The following is a 19,450-nucleotide window of genomic DNA, read 5'->3' as shown; positions in this document are numbered from 1 at the left end:
TGCCGCAGGCAACCCCACAAGTGTAGGGGAATGCCCAGGTCCCGGCCAAATCGACGGCCCCGGCGACCGCGCGGGGTTTCGGAGGGCACCGGGCCGGGAAAGTTTTCCGCGCACTGACCCATCTGGGGTGCACCGCCACGCGAAGCACCCATGAGACGAGATCGACCAGACACAAGCCCGTCCGGCGAGCGATCAGCGCGAGCCGGAAGGGAGCGAAACGCGGGGGGCGTGTCAGCGCCGGGGGTAATTCTCGGCTGCCGATTGTGAGCCGAACGGTCACCATGCTCCCCGGGCTCCGCAGTTCAGTCCGACAACCGCGGCCTGACGGCAAGTCCTCGACTCCGGGCCACCAGCCCCGTGAGCGATGACCGGAGTTCGAATCCCCCAGTCCGAGCCGGGTTCGACGCTGCCGTGCGGGCACGCACTCACAGGGGAGGCACGCGTGACCACAGACGACGCGGTCCGGAACACCGTTGCTACCGACATCGACACCGACCTGACGATCCCGATGACCGCCGCTCAGCGCGGCATCTTCTACGCCCAGCAGCTCGAGCCGGACGTGCCGATGACCATCGACGCGTACGTCGAATTCCGCGGCGACACATCGGGTCCGCAGGGCGAGAGCGACGACCCACTCGTCGACGTCGATCCGGACATCATGCAGCGTGCGGTCACCCTCACCGAGAGTGAGACCGAGGCCCCGCTGCTGCGGCTGATCCCGACCGACGACGGCGAACCGATGATGGTTCTCGACCGGTCGCAGCACGTGGTGCTGGGTCGACAGGACTTCTCTGACGCCGAGGACCCGCGCGCGGCCGCACTGGCCTGGATCGACCGCCGGCGAAGTGCCAGCTCAGACGTCTTCGAAGACCGCATCCTCGAGACACACCTGCTCAAAGTGGGTCCCGGACACTCGATCTGGTATTGCCACGGTCACCACATCGGCTTCGACGGCTATGCCGCGATGTACATGATGCTTCGTGTCGCCTCGCATTACACGGCGATCGTGAACGGAACGCCGCCGCCGATCGCGGACACCGCGTCGATGGTCGACATCGCCGAGTTCGACCGCGAGTACCGTGCCTCCGCCAAGTTCGCCGAGGACCGCGAGCACTGGGCGTCCCATCTGGCCGATATGCCCGAGATGACCACCCTCACCAGCCTTTCCGCTCCGGCCGCGCCGTTGTCGGTCGTCCGATCGGCGGTACTCGACGACACCCTTGTCGCCCGGATCCGCGAACTCGGACACAGCCACCGGGTCCGGCCGGCCTCGGTCATCACCGCTGCGGTCGCCGCTTACGTCGCGCGCTACACCGACCGCGACGAGGCCATGCTGAGCCTGCCGGTCGCGGCCCGCGACCGCGACGTGCTGCGCACCTCGGCAGGTCTCACCTCCAACGTCGTCCCGTTGCGCATCGCGCTCCACGACGATTCCGCCACCGTGACCGATCTGTTGAAATCGGTCAACTCGGAGATCAAGGTCGCCGTCCGGCACCAGAAGTTCCGGCACGAGGACATCACCTCCCAGATCCTCGGGGCAGCGGGGGCGCGGCGTGGCTTCTTCGGCCCGCTCGTCAACGTCATGCTGTTCTTCCAGCACATCGACTTCGGCCCGCTCAAGGGCGAATTGCACGTCCTGTCCACCGGGCCGATCGAGGATCTGTCGGTCAACGTGTACGACAGCCTCGACGGCGGGATGACCCTCGACCTCGAGGCGAATCCGAACATCTACCCGGACGACGACATCACCACCCACCACCGTCGTCTCGTCGACTTCGTGACCGCCTTCGTCGGTGCGCCCGGCGACACGAGGATGTCGGACCTGCACCTCCTGACCGATGCCGAACGCGATGCGCTACCCGAGCGCATGACCGGGGAGCAGGTCGAGCACGGCGACACCACCCTCGTCGACCTGCTCGACGACGCGGCCCGGGCCCACCCCGACGAGACCGCGATCACCGACGCACAGGACGGACACTCGCTCACCCACCGCGAGTTCGCCTGCGCCGCAACACAGATCGCATCCGCGCTCGCGCGTCGCGGGATCGGCCCGGAGAGCGTCGTCGGCGTTCAGCTACCCCGCAGCACGGACCAGATCCTGGCGCTGCACTCGGTGATCCGTGCCGGCGGCGCATTCCTGCCGATCGACCCGGCGGAGCCGGCGGACCGGCTCGGGCACATCCTCGAGGTGGCCGCCCCCGACCTCGTCATCACCGAGTCGGTGCTCGCCGAACTGCGCGCCGACGACGATTCCGACGTAGCCGCACCGACGCCCCCGAGCCCCGACACGGCCGCCTATGTGCTGTTCACCTCCGGTTCCACCGGCAAGCCGAAGGGCGTGGTCATCACCCACCGCGCCATCGTCAACCGCCTCGCGTGGATGCAGGCCCGCTACGAGCTCGCACCGGACGACCGGGTGCTGCAGAAGACCCCGTCCACCTTCGACGTGTCGGTCTGGGAGTTCTTCTGGCCGTTCACCACCGGCGCGGCACTGGTCGTACCGACTGCCGACGGTCATCGCGACCCCTGGTATCTGCGTGACGTGATCGCCGAACACCGCGTCACGACACTGCATTTCGTGCCCTCGATGCTCGCCGCCTTCACCGCGGCACTCGACGCCGACGATGCATCGGAGCTGACGAGCCTGCGCCGCATCTTCACCAGCGGTGAGGCTCTGACTCCCGCGACGGTCGGTGCCGCCGCGATGCTGACGTCCGCTCCGATCCACAACCTCTACGGCCCCACCGAGGCCGCGATCGACGTCACCCACCACGACCACTGCCGCGCCGACGTCCCGGTGATCCCGATCGGCTCCCCGGTGTGGAACACCGGTGTCCACGTGCTCGACCACCGCCTGCGGCCGCAACCGCCCGGCGCGATCGGCGAACTCTATCTCGGCGGCGTCCAGCTGGCCCGCGGCTACCGGTCGCGCGCGGACCTGACGGCATCGCGATTCGTCGCCTCGCCTGCGGCGCCGGGCGAACGGCTCTACCGCACCGGCGATCTCGTCCGTCAGAACGCCGCCGGCGAGCTGGAATACCTCGGTCGCACCGACTCACAGGTCAAGATCCGCGGCCAGCGGGTCGAACTCGGCGAGATCGAGTCGACCCTCAGCCGGCTGGACGGCGTGACCGCCGCCGGCGTGGTCATCCGGGACGATCTGGTCGCCGGTGAGCCCACGATCGTCGGTTACGTCACCGGCACCGGACTCACCGACAAGGACCTGCGAGCCGAACTCCGAACCGCGCTACCGGATCACATGATCCCCACCGCGATCATGGTCCTCGACGCACTGCCCACCACCGCCAACGGCAAGCTCGACCGCCGTGCGCTGCCGCGGCCCGACCTGCGGACCCACCGCGAGTTCGTCCCCGCGCGTACCGCGCTCGAACGCTTCGTCGTGGCGTCCGTCGCCGATGTGCTCGACCTGCGCGACGGCATGTCCGACGAGGTGGCGAACGAGGCTCCCGCCACGGCTCCGGCGTCGGTGTCGCTGAGCGACAACTTCTTCGAGATCGGCGGGACGTCACTGTCGGCGACACGGATGGCCTCGCGGCTGTCTCGCGCCACCGGCCATCGGATCGGGATCCGTACGGTGTTCGACGCCGACGACCTCGCCGGCCTAGTAGCGGCCCTCTCCGACCTGGGCGTCGACACTGATGAGCCGGCCGTCGGCTCCGCCTCGGTCCCCTCCGACGACACCGCCGGGCGGACCGTCTCCGGAGCCGTGCCGCTGTCCCCGGCCCAGCATCGGCTGTGGCTCGCGACACGGTTGGACTCCGCGTCCTCGGCGACCTACAACATGCCGTTCACCGTCCGCTTCGTCGGCGCACTCGACACCGACGCACTCCGGACGGCCCTGGTCGACGTCGTCCGCCGACACGAGCCGCTGCGCAGCGTCGTCGCCGAGATCGACGGTGTGGCATGCATCTCCGCGATCGACCCGGACGCGGTCGACGTCGACCTGCCGGTCCTCGCGACCGGTGACGTCGCCCAGTGCCCGGACCGCGACTTCGCCTCGCTCCCCTTCGATCTGGCCGCCGAGATCCCCGTCCGTGCGCGCCTCGTCCGTACCGCCGACGACGATCATCGACTCACGATGGTCGTCCATCACATCGCGGCCGACGGCTGGTCGCTGGCCCCCCTCGCCGGCGACCTGGCCACGGCCTACCGCGCCCGCCGCGACGGCATCGAGCCCGAATGGTCGCAGCTGCCGGTCTCCTACTCGCAGACCAGCGCCGCACGTCACGCATGGCTCGACGAGAGTCCGCATGCCGCGGCCGAACTCGAGTTCTGGCGGGACACCCTCGACGGGGCGCCGGGCGAGACCGAGCTGCCCCTGGACCGTCCCCGAGGCCGGGATTCGGAGGTGACCGGTCGGTCCGGATCGTCGGTGACCTCGACCATCGACCCCGACACCTACGGCGCGATCCGGACCATCGCGACCGAGGCCGACGCCACGGTCTTCATGGTGCTCCACGCCTCGGTGGCGCTCCTGCTCCGTTCCCTCGCGCAGTCCTCGGACGTCATCATCGGCACACCGGTGTCCGGACGCGGCGACGCCGACCTCGACGACCTCGTGGGCATGTTCGTCAACACGCTGGCGTTGCGCACCGTCGTCGACAAGGACCTGCCGTTCGCCGACCTGGTGGCACATGTCCGGGACACCGATCTGAACGCGTTCGACAACGCCGACATGCCGTTCGACCGACTGGTGACCGAACTGAACCCGGCCCGTTCGGGCAATGTCCACCCGTACTTCCAGGTGTCGATGGCCCTGGAGGACCGTTCCGCCATCCGGCTCGACTTCGCCGGGCTCTCGGCGACCGCATCCCGCGTGGACACCGGTCGCACCACCTTCGATCTGCAGTTCACGTTCACCGAGGTGCGCGGGGCGACCGGCGAGCCCGCCGGCCTCACCCTCGAGATCGGTTACGCCACCGCTCTCTTCGACCGGGACACGGTGGCCGGACTGGGTTCGCGCCTGGTCCGCATGCTGGAGGCGGCGACCGCGGACCCGAGCGCCCCGATCGGCGACCTGCCGGTGCTCGACCTGCACGAGCGTCTCGATCTCGTCCCGGCAGTCGGCGAAGGCCGCCGTCCGGTCGAACACCTCACCCGGCTGCTGTCGGCGGCCGCGGAGTCCTCGCCACACCGCGTCGCGGTCACCGACGGCACCCGGTCGCTGACCTACCGCGAACTCGACGCGGCGTCGAACCAGCTGGCGCGGGCGCTCATCGACGGTGGCGCCGGGCCTGAGAACCATGTGGCCGTGGCACTTCCGCGCAGTGTCGAGTGGATTGTCGCGATGTGGGCGATCGCCCGCACCGGAGCCGCCTGGCTCCCGGTCGATCCCGCGTATCCGTCCGGCCGCATCGAACACATGCTGACCGACTCGGGCGCACGACTGCTCGTCACCGATCGGTCGTCCGATCCCGGCGCCGGGCCCGCTCTGAGCACAGTCGTCCTCGACGACCCCGCGATCCGCGAATGGATCGAAGCCGAATCAACGGAGCCCATCGCGGACTCGGAGCGCCGAGGCGTCCTCGACGTCGACCAGCCCGCCTACCTGATCTACACATCGGGGACCACCGGCACGCCCAAGGGCGTCGTCGTCAGCCACCGCGGACTCGCCGACTTCGGCGCGCAACAGGTCACGCAGTACGGGATCACGCCCACCAGTCGGACGATGCACATGGCGTCGCCGAGTTTCGATGCGTCGGTACTCGAGATCCTGATGGCGATCTCCGCCGGGTCGACCATGCACATCGTGCCGCCGGGCATCGTCGGCGGCACCGAGCTCGCCGAGCTGATGCGCGATGCGCGGATCACGCATGCCTTCCTCACCCCGTCGGTACTGACCACCATGACGCCGGACGACGTCCCCGATCTCGAGGTTCTCGTCATCGGCGGCGAGCACCCGAACTCCGAGGTGGTCCGCACCTGGTCGACCGGCCCGAACCTGTTCAACGCCTACGGTCCCACCGAGACCACCGTGGTGGCCGCGGTGTCGGCGCCGATCAGCCCCGACTACACGACGCTGACCATCGGCCGGCCCATCCGCGGCATCTCCGCGCTGGTCCTGGACGAGCGCCTGCGTCCGGTCGCCCCCGGCGCGATCGGCGAGTTGTACATCGCCGGTGAGCATCTCGCCCGCGGGTACCACGGCGTCCGACCGCTGACATCCAAACGCTTCATCGCCAACCCCTATGGCGATCCCGGCGAGCGCATGTACCGAACCGGCGACCTCGTCCGGTGGACCTCCGATCACGAACTCGAGTTCCGCGGGCGGGCCGACCATCAGACCAAGATCCGCGGGCATCGCATCGAACTCGGTGAGATCGACGCCGCCCTGGTCGCCGACGAGTCGGTGCGGGCGGCGGTCACCACCACGCACGGCGAGGGCGACCGCGCCCATCTCGTGTCCTACGTGACCGTGACCGCGGGCGCCCACGGGCAGGCCGCTGCGGTGCGAGACCGATTGGCACAGCGCCTGCCGCGGCACATGATCCCGTCGACGATCATCGAGCTCGACGAGATCCCCACGACCCCGATCGGCAAGGTCGACCTCCGGGCACTGCCCGCGCCGGAGCCGGGATCGGTGGACGGCGACGTGGCGTTCGTCGCGCCGCGCAACCCCCTGGAGCAGGCGGTCGCCGATCTGATCGCCGAGCGTCTCGAGCTGGAACGCGGCACCATCGGCCGCGATCATGACTTCTTCGATCTCGGCGGCAACTCGTTGCTGGCGACCCAGATCGTCGGCGCACTCGAGAGTCTCACCGGGCGACGAATCCCCGTCCGCGAGGTCTTCGACCACTCGACCGTCGCCGGCATCGCCCGGCTCGGCGGCGCCGACGAGGGTGACACCGCCCTCGTCGAGGCGCGGACGCTCGCCGACCTCCGGCACGATCCGGACAGCCCGGCGCGACCGGGACCCGCGCAGCAGCAGCTCTGGTTCCTCAACCAGCTCGCGGGCGGTGCCGAGGCCGATCCGGGTCGAGCCGACTCCGACAACGGTTCGTCGACAGCCGATTACGCCATCGCCTTCGCGCTGGATCTGCGTGGCGATCTCGACGTGGACGCCCTCTCCGGCGCGCTCCGATACGCCGTCGACCGCCACGAGATGCTGCGCACCGTCTATCCCGAGCACGACGGGCGCCCCGACCTGGACGTACGTCCCACCGACGAGGTGCAGACCGAACTCACCGTCGTCGAGACGACTTCGGCGGAGTGGCCGGCCCAGGCGCAGGCGCTGGCGCGTCGTCCGTTCGACCTGACCGTCGACGTACCGCTGCGCGTCGCGCTGCACCGGATCGACAGTGACACCGCGCATCACAAGCTGACCCTCGTCATCCACCACATCGCGGCCGACGGTTGGTCGATGGTGCCGCTGCACCGCGACATCACCACCGCCTACGCCGAACTGCGGACGGCGGCCGAGAACGGTACCGAAGCCGCGGTCACCGCCGCTCCGCCGGCCCTGGACTATCGCGACTACCTGCGCTGGCAGGCCGATCACCTCGAGACCCGGACCGATCTGGCCGACCGGTGGCGACAGGACCTGGACGGGATCGATGTCGGTCCGGTCCTCGTGCCCGACGCGCCGAGCGGGTCCGCCCGCACCGCGGGCGTGGTCGAGGTCGACTTCGACGCCGAACTGCGCAGCCGCCTGTCCGCACTGGGCGGCGGCCGGGCGACCGAATTCATGTGCGTGCATGCGGTGTTCGCCGCGCTGCTGCATCGGCTGAACGCCGACCCGCAGGTTCATGTCGCCGGTTCGGCGTCGGACATCGTGATCGGCACCCCCGTCGCCGGACGCGCCGATCCCCGGCTCGCCGACATCGTCGGCATGTTCGTGAACTCGGTCGTCCTCCGGACCCCGGTCGACGGGAGCCAGGGGTTCGCGGCCCTGCTCGACTCCGTCCGCAGCCGCGATCTGGACGCGCTGGCGGGCGCCGACATGCCGTTCGAGCAGATCGTCTCGATGCTCAATCCGCCTCGCACGGACCGGCATCCGATATTCCAGATCGCGCTGGCGTTCGACGCCGGGGTCTCTGACACCCTCGAACCGGACCACACCAGGGTTGATCTGCCCGGCCTGCAGGTCGTCGCCGAGGAGATCGAGACCGCGGCCGCCCGGTTCGACCTCGAACTGCGAATCCGCAATGGGCGCGCGCGGTTCACTTATGCGACCGATGTCCACACGCGCGAGCGCGTCAGCGAACTGGCCCGGATGTTCGTCGATCTCGCACGCGCGGTCGCCGCGGATCCGTCGACACCTCTCGACGACCTGGCCGGGACGGCCGATCTCGTGGACACCGCCGGGACCGCCGATCTCGCGGACTCCGCCGATCCAGCTGTGCGCGACCACCGCTCGATCGAGCCGCGGCATCTCGCCGACATTCTCGCCGACACCGTCATCGACCATTCCGATCGCGTGGCGGTCGAGGACGGAGACCGCACGCTGACCTACGCCGAGATCGATCGGATCTCCGCGCGCTGGGCACTCACCCTGCGCGATCTCGGGGTCGGCACCGAGGACGTGGTCGCGATCGCCGTCGATCGCAGCCTGGAATCGGTGGTCGCCACATGGGCCGTGACGAAGGCGGGCGCGGCCGCATTGCCGGTCGACATGCGTTACCCGGCCGAGCGGATCGCCCACATGATCGCCGATTCGGGCGCCATCCTCGGCATCAGCAGCGCCGACCACCGTCGCGATGTGCCGCACGACATCTGGTGGCTGACCCCGGAGGATCTGCGCACCGGCGAGCGCGCGGGCTTCCGGCCCCCGGCCCGGCACCCGGATTCGATCGCCTACATCGTCTACACCTCCGGCTCCACCGGAAAACCGAAGGGCGTCAGCGTTTCCCATCGCGGCCTGGCCGCGTTCGCCCAGACCCAGCGGGAGCGGTACGAGGTCGGCCCCGGCGATCGCACCCTGCTGTTCGCCTCCCCCTCGTTCGACGCATCGATGCTGGAGTTCCTCCTCGCGGTCGAGTCCGGCGCGACGATGGTGGTGGCACCGACGACGATCTACGGTGGCGACGAACTCGTCGAGTTCCTCGACGAGCGCAAGGTGACCCACGCGTTCATCACGCCGTCGGCGCTCGCCGCCGCGGCACCCCATCCGCTCCCGCACCTGCGGACCCTCGGTGTGGGCGGCGAGGCCAGCACCCCGGAACTGGTGGCGCGCTGGGGAACCGGCCGTCGCTACATCAACTCCTACGGGCCGACCGAGACGACCATCGTCGCGACGATGTCGGCGCCGTTGCGCCCGGGTGAGCCGATCACCATCGGCACGCCGGTCCACGAGTGCACCGCACTCGTCCTCGACCACCGGTTGCGCCCGCTGCCCGACCACGTCCCCGGCGAGCTCTACCTCAGCGGGCCGGGAGTGGCACGGGGCTACCTGGGGCGCCGCAGTCTGACCGCCGGCCGGTTCGTGGCCTCCCCCGACGGAAACGGCGCCGTCATGTACCGCACCGGTGACATCGTGCACCGCGACGCCGACGGCGCGCTGACCTACCACGGTCGCAGTGACAACCAGGTGAAGGTCCGCGGTTTCCGCATCGAACTCGACGAGGTGAGTGCGGCACTGGCGGCCGTGGACGGAATCGACTTCGCCACCACCGTCGTCCGCGGCGAGAGCGCATCGGCCACCCTGGTCGGTTACGTGACGCGCTCCGCCGGGGCGGCCGGCGACCCCGAGTCCGCAGACGCCCCGGAAACAGTGGACACCGCAAAGGTGTTGGAGTCGGTCCGCAGCCGCCTGCCGCGCCACATGGTCCCGTCCGCGATCGTCGTGCTGGACGAGATCCCGCTGACCGGCAACGGCAAGCTCGACCATCGGGCACTGCCGGAGCCGTCGGCGAGCAGCATGTCGTCCGTCGGTCGCGCACCGCGCGGTGATGCCGAGACCGCGCTGGTCGGCATCGTCGCCGACGTCCTCGGCCTCGCTCGCGAGGAGATCGGTGCCACTGACGACTTCTTCCTGCTGGGTGGCACCTCGCTGCAGGCGACCACCCTGGTCAGTCGGATCAACCGGGTGTCGGCCGACGGCCGCCTCCGCGTCCGGGACGTCTTCGACCACCCGACCGCCGAAGCCCTCGCGGACCTGATCAGCCTGCCGGCCGACTGGGCACCGACCGCGGAGTCCGACGAGTCGTCGGGTCGCCCGGTCCGACGGGAGACCTTCCCGCTCGCGCCGGTCCAGCGCCGCCTGTGGTCGCTGGCGGCGGCCGACCCCGCGTCGACCGAGTACCTGATGCCCTTCGTCCTGCGACTGACCGGGGACATCGATCTCGCGGCCCTCCGCGGTGCACTCACCGATGTCGTCGCCCGGCACACCAGCCTGCGGACGGTCTTCGAGGCGGTCGACGGGACACCGACGGGCCGGGTGCTCGACGATCCCGCGGCCGTCGTCGGCTCGCTGACCCCCGTCGTCCCCGCGGACCCCGACGCGCTGATGAGCGAGATCGCGCGCCTCGCGTCGACGCCCATCGACCCGACCACCGAGGCGCCCTTGCGTGCCACGGTCGTCGCCGACCCCGGTGCGCGTGGCGAGACCGCGACGCACATCCTCCTGCTCGTCGTGCATCACATCGCCGCCGACGGCGCGTCGTTGCCGACCCTCGTCGGCGACCTGGCGCAGGCCTACCGAGAACGACGCGCCGGCCGCGCCGAGACCTGGGATGCGGCCGCTCTCGACTATCGCGACCACGCCGTCGAGAGTGCGACGGCGCCCGCGACGACCGACGAGCTGGGATTCTGGACCGATCACCTGGCAGGTGCGCCCGCCGAGAGCACGGTGGAACCGGTCGGCGGCGGCAGACGTGGTTCGGGTGCCCGGTCGGTGAGTCTGCCGCTCCCGGCACACACCCGGGCGGGCCTCACCGCCTTCGCCCGTGAACAGTCGACGACGCCGTTCTCCGTCCTGCACACCGCACTGGCGATCCTGCTGCACCGTCTGGGCGTCGGCGATGACCTGGTCATCGGCAGTCCGGTCGACAACCGCACCGGGATGACCGGCGTCGACCGCGACTACAGCGGCGTGGTCGGCATGTTCGTCAACATGGTGCCGCTGCGCAGCCACCTGCGCAGCGCGGAGACCGTCGCCGCACTGGTCCGCCGGACCCGCGACACCGACATCGACGCCCTCGATCACCGCGGGGTGCCCTTCGACGACATCGTGACAGCGCTCAATCCCGAACGCGCGCACGGTCGACACCCGCTCTTCCAGGTGGCGTTGTCGGTGCACGACTTCGCCGGTGGCGCGCCGACCCCGGTGGGCGGTGCTGATTCCCTCGCCGGGACCGCCGTTCCGATGGACGACGACCTGATGGCCGAGGTGGCCGAATTCGAGTCCCTCGCCGCCAAGTTCGACCTGCAATTCACCGTCACCGGCCTGGGCGCGACCGACTCCGACACCGACGCCGCCGTCCAGATCACCTACGACGCGGCGCGATACGGCCACGACGACGCCCAGATGCTGGGAACGCGGCTCATGCGCGTGTTGCGCGGCATGCTCGGCGACCCCGGACGCGCGATCGGCGACATCCGCATCACCGACCCCCTCGAGGTGGCCGAGCGCACCCCCGCTCTCGGACCGCGCGGCAACGCACCGACGACGCTGGACGTGCTGATCGCCGATGCGGTGCGGCGGCACCCCGACGGGCTCGCCGCGATCGGGCAGCCCACCGCGGACGGCGAGGGCCCCGAGACGCTCACCTACGCCGAACTCGACGCCCGCTCGAACCGGCTGGCCCGGGTCCTCCTGGGCCGCGGGGTGGGGGCCTACTCGCGCTCGGACGACGAGCCGGGGACCGAGGGTCCCGACGTCCGGTCGTCCCGCGAACCGGTGGTCGCGATGGCGATCAGCCGTTCCATCGACTCCCTGGTGGCGATCTGGGCGATCGTGAAGGCCGGCGCCGCATACGTTCCCATCGACCCCGAGTATCCCGCCGACCGCATCGCGCACATGCTCGACGACAGCGGCGCGCAGCTGGTCGTGACGACCTCGTCGTCGTGGGAACGCATCGCGGAGAGCTCGGCCGGGAGCGAGGTACCGACCCTCGTCCTGGACGCCGCGTCGACCCGGACCCGCATGAAGCACTCCTCGCCGGCGCCGATCACCGACGCCGAGCGGGCGTCGACGATCCGCCCGGATCAGTTGGCCTACATCATCTACACGTCGGGATCGACCGGTAAGCCCAAGGGCGTCCTGGTCCCGCACAGCGGGTTGCGCGCGGTGCACGACGAACTCGCGGAACGGATGACCCCCGGACCCACGTCCCGCGTGTTGCACTTCGCCTCACCGAGTTTCGACGCCTCCGTGCTGGAGATGCTGCTCGCGCTGGCCGGTTCGTCGGCACTGACCATCGTCGAACCCCACGTCTACGGCGGCACTGCGCTCAGCGACGTGATCAGGGCGCGCCAGGCGACGCATGCGTTCATCACCCCCGCCGCGGTCGCCAGCATGGACCCCGCCGCCGTGCCGTCACTGCGCGCACTCGCGGTCGGTGGCGAGGCCTACGGAACCGACCTCGTGCGGCGCTGGTCGCCCGGTCGCACGATGATCAACGTCTACGGACCCACCGAGACGACGATCATCACGACCGGCAGCCGGTCGCTGACCCCGAACACGCCGCTGACGATCGGCACGCCGAACAACGGCGTCGGCGCGCTCGTCCTCGACGATCGGCTGCATCCGGTGCCGCCCGGCGTCACCGGCGACCTGTACCTGACGGGCGTGCAGCTCACGCGCGGTTATCACCGTCGGCCCGGCCTCACCGCGGTCCGATTCGTCCCGGCTCCGATGGTCACCGGTCCCCGGTTCGCCGGCCAACGGATGTACCGTACCGGCGACCTGGTCCGCTGGACCGGCGACGGGCAGCTCCTCTACGTCGGCCGCAGCGATTCCCAGGTGCAGGTCCGCGGATTCCGCATCGAACTGGGTGAGATCGACGACGCGCTCGCCGCCGAACCCGACGTCGACTTCGCCGTGACACTTGTGGACGGCACCGGGGCCCAGGCGATCCTGCGCAGCTACGTGACCGCGACGCGCGGGCACGAACCCGATCCCGCCGACCTGCGGCGCCGGGTGGGACGACGGTTGCCGCGGCACATGGTGCCGGTGTCGGTCTCCGTGCTCGAGAACATTCCGCTGACCCCCACCGGCAAACTCGACCGCGCGGCGCTGCCGACCCCGGCCGTCTCCGCCTCGGGCCGGGCGCCGGCCCCCGGGACCGAGACGACCATCGCCCGCGTCTTCGCGGAGGTGCTCGAGGTCGACCTCGACGCCATCGGTGCCGACGACGGATTCTTCGACCTGGGTGGCAACTCGCTGATGGCCACCGCCGTGACCGGCAAGCTGAGCGAGCTCACCGGGCAGCACCTGGCGGCGCAGTCGCTGTTCGGGGCCCCGAGTCCCGCCGAACTCGCCGAGCTGCTCGACGGCGGGGCGCACTCCGACGGGGACACCGGACCGTCGGCCTCCGGTCTCGACACCCTCCTGCCGTTGCGCCGCATCAGCGACAACGTCGGAAACGATGCTCCCGCACCGCTCTTCGTGGTCCACCCGGCGATCGGACTGTCCTGGAGCTTCACCTCCCTGCTGCCCCACCTGCCTGCCGACCGCGCGGTCTACGGCCTACAGCACCCGGCGCTCGCCGGTGATCCGTGCCCGCAGACGATCGCCGACCTCGCCGAGGTGTACGTGGCGAAGCTGCGCACGGTGTCACCGGAGGGGCCGTACCACCTGCTCGGGTGGTCGCTGGGCGGGTTGATCGCCCACGAGATGGCCGTGCAACTCCAGGAGGCCGGCGAGACCGTCGAGCAACTCGTCGTGCTCGACAGTTACGTCGTCGCCGAACGGCCCGACCTCGACACCGAGGCGTCGATCGCAGAACTCATGCGCGAGTTCGGACTCGACGTCCCCGAGGGTGGCGAGGAGGGCACCGAGCCCTCGGTCGCGGACGCGTTCCGTGTCATCTCCGCGGCGGGCGGCGCGCTCGGCGGCTTGTCCGAGGAGACGCTCACGACCGTCCACGAGGTGTTCCGCCACGCCTCACCGCTGGCGCGGAACTGGCAACCCCGGGTCTTCGACGGCGACCTCACCTTCGTCACCGCGACCGTGGACGCGCATGACGGTCCGCCGGCGGTCGCCGACTGGCACAGCAAGGTCACCGGTCGCGTCGTCGAGGTCCAGGCGACCAGCACCCACGCACGCATGTTGCTGCCGGAGAACGTCTCCGAGTGGCTGACCGCAATCGAATCAGGCCCGATCGAACCAGACCCGGGCACACCGGGAATCGCAGCACAGGAGGAGGAATCATGACGAACCCGTTCGACGACACAGAGGGGACCTTCCGCGTCCTCGTCAACCACGAGAACCAGCATTCCTTGTGGCCGGACTTCGCCCCCGTCCCCGACGGTTGGACCGTCGTGTTCGGTCCGTCGGGTCACGACGAGTGCCTCGAGTATGTCGAAGAAAACTGGCGAGACATGCGGCCCGCCAGCCTGATCCGCGCGATGGAACGTTCGCAGAACAGTGAGAGGGAGGCCACACATGGGGCGGCACAGTATGGCTGACATGACGTCGGCCGAAACCACTCCGGCGACCAACTCGTCGCCGACCGGTCCGGCCACGGTTCCCGGCGAGACATCCACCGATGGCGTCGCCCCTGCCCGCAACGCCCTCGAGCTCCGCGGTCTGCGAAAGACCTTCCGCACCGGGCTGTTCGGCCGAGGTCGCCGCGTCCATGCCCTCAACGGCCTGGACCTGACCGTGCCCGCCGGCACCGTGCACGCGCTGCTCGGCCCCAACGGAGCCGGCAAGACCACCACCGTCCGCGCAGTCGCGACGCTGATGAAGCCCGACGAGGGCAGCGTCGTGGTCGACGGCGTCGACGCGCTCGCCGATCCCGGCGCAGCCCGCAAGATCATCGGCGTGTCCGGGCAATACGCCGCCGTCGACGGGAACCTGACCGGTTTCGAGAACCTGCGGATGGTCGGTCAGCTGTACGGACTCTCCCGGGGCGAGGCCTCGGCACGGGCGCGCGAACTGATCGCCGACCTCGCCCTGCAGGACGCCGCCGACCGCCCGATGCGTACCTACTCCGGCGGCATGCGCCGCCGGCTCGATCTCGCCGGCGCCCTGATCAACCGACCGTCCTTGGTCATCCTCGACGAACCGACGACGGGACTGGATCCCCGCGGGCGACGCCAGATGTGGGAGGTCATCACCGAACAGGTCGCGAACGGCGCAACGGTCCTGCTCACGACGCAGTATCTGGAAGAGGCCGACGCTCTGGCCGACGAGATCACCGTCATCGACCACGGGACGATCCGGGCCCAGGGCAGTGCCGCCGACCTCAAGGCCTCCACCGGTGCGTCGATCCTCACCATCGAGGTGCGTTCCGACGGGACCGCTCACGACGAACTGGTCGCCACGACCCTCGCCGAGGTCGGACTCGGCATGCCCGAACGACTCGACGAGTCGGATCGCTCCGACCGCGAACCCGGCCCGGCACACAGCGACAACACACGGTGGTCCCTGCCGGTCAGCGACGGGAGCCGTAGCGCGGTCGCCGCCGTCCGGGCGCTCGACGCCGCCGGAATCGTCGTCGTCGACGCCACCGTCGCCACGCCGACCCTCGACGATGTGTTCCTGGCCCTCACCGAGCGGGACACGCCAGGAAGCGATGGCGGCAGTGACCCCGGTGGCGACACACCGACCACAGCCGATGCCGAGACCACCGTCATCCCGAGGGTGGCCGACGCCGATCCCGACCTGTCCCACGCCCCGACCCGAACGGACCGACTCCATGCTCACTGACACCGCAGTGCTGGTCGAGCGGAACCTGCTCACCGTCAAGCGAATTCCCACCCTGCTCATCAGTGCCACCATCCAGCCGCTGATGTTCGTCTTCCTGTTCGCGTACGTCTTCGGCGCGACCTTCGGCGGGGGTTCCTACCGGGAATTCCTGATGGCCGGCATCTTCACGCAGACCGTCGTCTTCAACGCCGCCTTCACCACGGTCGGCCTGGCCAACGACACCTCCGACGGCATCGTCGACCGGCTGCGGTCGCTACCGATGTCCCGGTTGGGCGTCATCAGCGGCCGTGTCACCTCGGACATGCTCCTGGGCGTCGTCGGCCTCGCGGTGATGGTCGCGTGCGGGCTCGCGATCGGCTGGCGGGTCCAGGGCAGTGCCGGCGACGCCGCCCTCGCCTTCGGCATCATCGGACTGTTCGCGCTCGCCATGGCGTGGGTGGGTGCGGTGACCGGTCTCGCCGCGCCGAATGTCGAAGCCGCACAGAGCATCGGGTTCTTGTGGATGTTCCCGGTCACGTTCCTGTCGAGCGCGTTCATCTCCGCCCAGAGCCTGCCGGGTCCGCTGCGCGCGATCGCCGAGTGGAATCCGGTGACGGCAGTGGCGACCGCGTCCCGGCAGCTCTTCGGCAACGAGGCACCGCCGACCTTCCCCGAGGCCACCGGATGGGTCGCCGACCACGCGGTCGGATACTCGGTGGGATCGGCACTGGTCATACTGGCGGTGTGCATACCCGCCTCGCTCATCCTGTACCGCCGCGCCGCCAACCGGTGATCTGCAGGTCAGTGATCCATGGATTCGCGATCGGTAGCCCCGGGATCGACGATCACCCGAGAAATCCCTACGTCTTCGTTACCGTGGAACCGTGACACCGGACGATGGCAGCGCGGCCACCGACGCGCACCACGGACGCGGGGGCGAAGCACAGATGCTGCGGGAGTTGCTGGCCGCAGCCGCGACAGGCGATCGGACCGCGTTCTCCACGCTGTACGACCGCACGAGTTCACGGATCTACGGACTCGCGTTCCGCGTCGTGCGGGACCGTCAGTACGCGGAGGAGATCGTCCAGGAGGCGTACCTGCAGTACTGGCAGAAGGCCGGCGAGTACCAGCCCGGGCGCGGTTCGGTCATCACATGGATGATGACCATCGCCCACCGGCGGGCCGTCGACCGCGTCCGATCCGAGGAGCTGCAGCAACAGCGCATGTCGCAGTACGGCGCGGTCTCGGTGGAGACACCGCGGAACATACCGCTCGAGGTCGTTGTGCAGACCGACGAGGCGCGTACGCTACGAACATGTCTCGGCACGCTCACGGAACTGCAACGGAGCTGCATCGAGATGTCGTATTTCGGGGGCCTGACCTATCCCGAGGTCGCCCGGCACACCGATACCCCCTTGCCCACCATCAAATCTCGGATTCGAGATGGCCTGCGTCGGTTGAGAACCTGCCTGAAGACGCACGAGGACGCCTGATCCCACAATGACCACATCCGATACGACCGGGGACCGCGGGGCCACCTGGCTCGACGACCACGTCGAATTGTTCGCCGTCGGCGCGCTGACCCCCGACGAGACCAGACGCGTCGAGTCAGAACTCGCCGCACTTCCACCCCACGAGCGGGCGGAACACGACGCCCAGATCGCCGACATCCAGGCGGCCATGGCGGGTTTCGCGACGACGTATGCGCTCGACGCACCGCCCGAACTCCGGGACCGGGTGCTGCAGCACGTCTTCGAGGGTGCGGCGCTGACCCCGGAGGCCTACGTACCCTCGGGCATCGATCCGGGCCCGCAGAACCCGGCCGCCGCGGTCGATCCCGTCCCGCCGGTCGCACCCGCGGGAACGGGCCGATCCGGCGAGAGCGACCTCGCGCCGCCGCCGCCGGTCGAATTGCGGCCCCGCGACTCGCGCCACGGACAGCATCGATCGGGTGGAACCGCGCGGCGCCCGGCACGCGCAACGGCGATCCTGGCGGCCGCGGCGGTGACCGTGGCCGTGGCGCTGGGGGCAGGCGTGCTCATCGGTCGCACCACCGCCCCCGAGTCGTCCACCTCGTCGACGGCGCTCAGCGACTCCCAGCGTGAGGTGCTCGGGGTACTCACGGCCGCGGACGCGTCCGTGAGCGTCGAGCCATTGGCCGACGACCGGGGCACCATCGCGGTGGTGACGTCCGAATCGGCCGACCAGGCGGTCGCGCTCCTGCGGGACCTGCGCACGCCCATCCCGGCCGACAGCACGTATCAGTTGTGGCTGGTGGGCGGTGCACCGCAGCCGGTGCCGGCCGGGCTGATCCCCGGAGACGACACCGCCCCGGTGGTGGTGGACGACGTGCGCGGGTCGAGCGTGCTCGCGGTCACCATCGAACCGGCCGGCGGTTCGCCGCAGCCGACGACACCGATCCTCGCCCAGGTCGCCCTCTAGGCCGGCGAGAATTCGATCCTTCGGGTGACAGCCCTGGCGATCTCCGCTCGTATCGTTCTTCTGTGTGCGGGCGATCCATAGACTGTGGGGCCGGCACGTCGGCGCGTCCGATCCGACGGGATCTCGAGAACGAGTAGGTGCGATGTGAACGGAATCGGTCGTCGGGAACAGCGGCAGCGACATCTCGGCGGGTGGCGAGTCCTCGCCGGGTTGCTGACGGTGGGTGCGGTCATCGCCGGCCTCGCGACCGCTCCCGGGGCGCCGGCGGCCGCCACCCCGTCGTCCCCCGACGGTTCCCGCGTCGTCGACTCCTACACCGATGACCCGCAGCAGGTGACGCTGCTCGTCCACTCCGCCTCGATGAACCGCACGGTCCCGGTCACGGTGCTCACGCCACGGGATCGGACCCGGCCGGCACCCACCCTGTACCTACTCAACGGCGCCGGTGGCGGGGAGGACTCCGCGACCTGGGACGCACGGACCACCTACAAGCGGTACTTCGCCGACCGGCACGCTTATGTCGTCACCCCGATCGGTGGCGCCTACTCGTACTACACCGACTGGCAGCGCGACGATCCCGCTCTCGGCCGCAACAAATGGCAGACCTTCCTCACGAAGGAACTGCCGCCCCTGATCGACGACGAGTTCGACACCACCGGCGTCAACGCGATCGCGGGGATCTCGATGGCGGGGACCTCGGTGCTCAATCTCGCCATCGCCGCCCCAGGGTTGTACCGATCCGTCGCCGCCTTCAGCGGGTGCGCTCGGACCAGCGACCCGGCCGGCCAGCAGTACATCCGATTGGTCGTCGAGGACCGCGGTCAAGCGGACATGACCAACATGTGGGGCCCGCTCGACGGTCCCGGCTGGCGAGCCAACGATCCGTACCTGAACGCGGCGAAACTGCGCGGCAGCAAGGTCTACATGACGACCGGGACGGGAGCACCGGGTGTCCACGAGCAGCTGACCGACCCGAGTATCGCGGGCGACGGTTTCACGCTGGCGAACCAGGCGATCGTGGGCGGCGGGATCGAGGTCGCCATCGACATCTGCACCCGGCAGATGGTCGAGCGTATGCGTGCGCTCGACGTCCCGGTCGAGGTGAACTTCCGCCCGACCGGCACCCACTCATGGGGTTACTGGCAGGACGACCTGTACCGGACCTGGCCGCGTATCGAACGCGACCTGCGCTGA

7 protein-coding genes are annotated in these 19,450 nt (G+C 69.9%); all 7 read left to right on the top strand.

Annotation, left to right across the window (positions count from 1 at the left end; all coding sequences use genetic code 11):
* Positions 1 to 442 precede the first annotated feature (442 nt).
* Positions 443 to 14,335 carry a non-ribosomal peptide synthetase gene (locus tag FFS52_RS09810; RefSeq protein WP_137809562.1) on the top strand — a complete coding sequence of 4,631 codons (13,893 nt, stop codon included), beginning with the start codon at positions 443 to 445 and terminating at the stop codon, positions 14,333 to 14,335.
* Positions 14,332 to 14,589, top strand: a complete 258-nt coding sequence (locus tag FFS52_RS09805) for an MbtH family protein (RefSeq protein WP_137809561.1) — start codon at positions 14,332 to 14,334, stop codon at positions 14,587 to 14,589. The genes FFS52_RS09810 and FFS52_RS09805 overlap by 4 nt, the downstream gene beginning before the upstream one ends.
* On the top strand, positions 14,582 to 15,835 hold the full coding sequence (locus FFS52_RS09800; RefSeq protein WP_240860251.1) for an ATP-binding cassette domain-containing protein: 1,254 nt from the start codon (positions 14,582 to 14,584) through the stop codon (positions 15,833 to 15,835). The genes FFS52_RS09805 and FFS52_RS09800 overlap by 8 nt, the downstream gene beginning before the upstream one ends.
* Positions 15,825 to 16,607: an ABC transporter permease gene (locus FFS52_RS09795; RefSeq protein WP_058252001.1), complete on the top strand. Its 783-nt coding sequence runs from the start codon at positions 15,825 to 15,827 to the stop codon at positions 16,605 to 16,607. Before FFS52_RS09800 ends, FFS52_RS09795 begins: the two co-directional genes overlap by 11 nt.
* Before the next feature lie 91 nt (positions 16,608 to 16,698).
* The gene (gene sigK, locus FFS52_RS09790) at positions 16,699 to 17,307 is read left to right on the top strand and encodes an ECF RNA polymerase sigma factor SigK (protein WP_068972012.1); all 609 of its coding nucleotides are present in this window, start codon (positions 16,699 to 16,701) and stop codon (positions 17,305 to 17,307) included.
* A 7-nt stretch (positions 17,308 to 17,314) separates the two neighbouring features.
* Complete coding sequence (locus FFS52_RS09785) at positions 17,315 to 18,256, top strand: anti-sigma factor (protein ID WP_137809559.1); 942 nt, start codon at positions 17,315 to 17,317, stop codon at positions 18,254 to 18,256.
* 231 nt (positions 18,257 to 18,487) lie between these two features.
* A complete protein-coding gene (locus tag FFS52_RS09780; RefSeq protein WP_240860253.1) occupies positions 18,488 to 19,450 on the top strand; it encodes an alpha/beta hydrolase family protein in 963 nt (320 codons plus the stop codon).

It is taken from the genome of Gordonia sp. ALPHA1B1, from assembly GCF_005502615.1.
In the GTDB taxonomy this organism is placed as follows: domain Bacteria; phylum Actinomycetota; class Actinomycetes; order Mycobacteriales; family Mycobacteriaceae; genus Gordonia; species Gordonia hongkongensis.
Note: the sequence above shows the minus strand (reverse complement) of the source record. Positions and strands in the feature narration are given on the sequence as shown.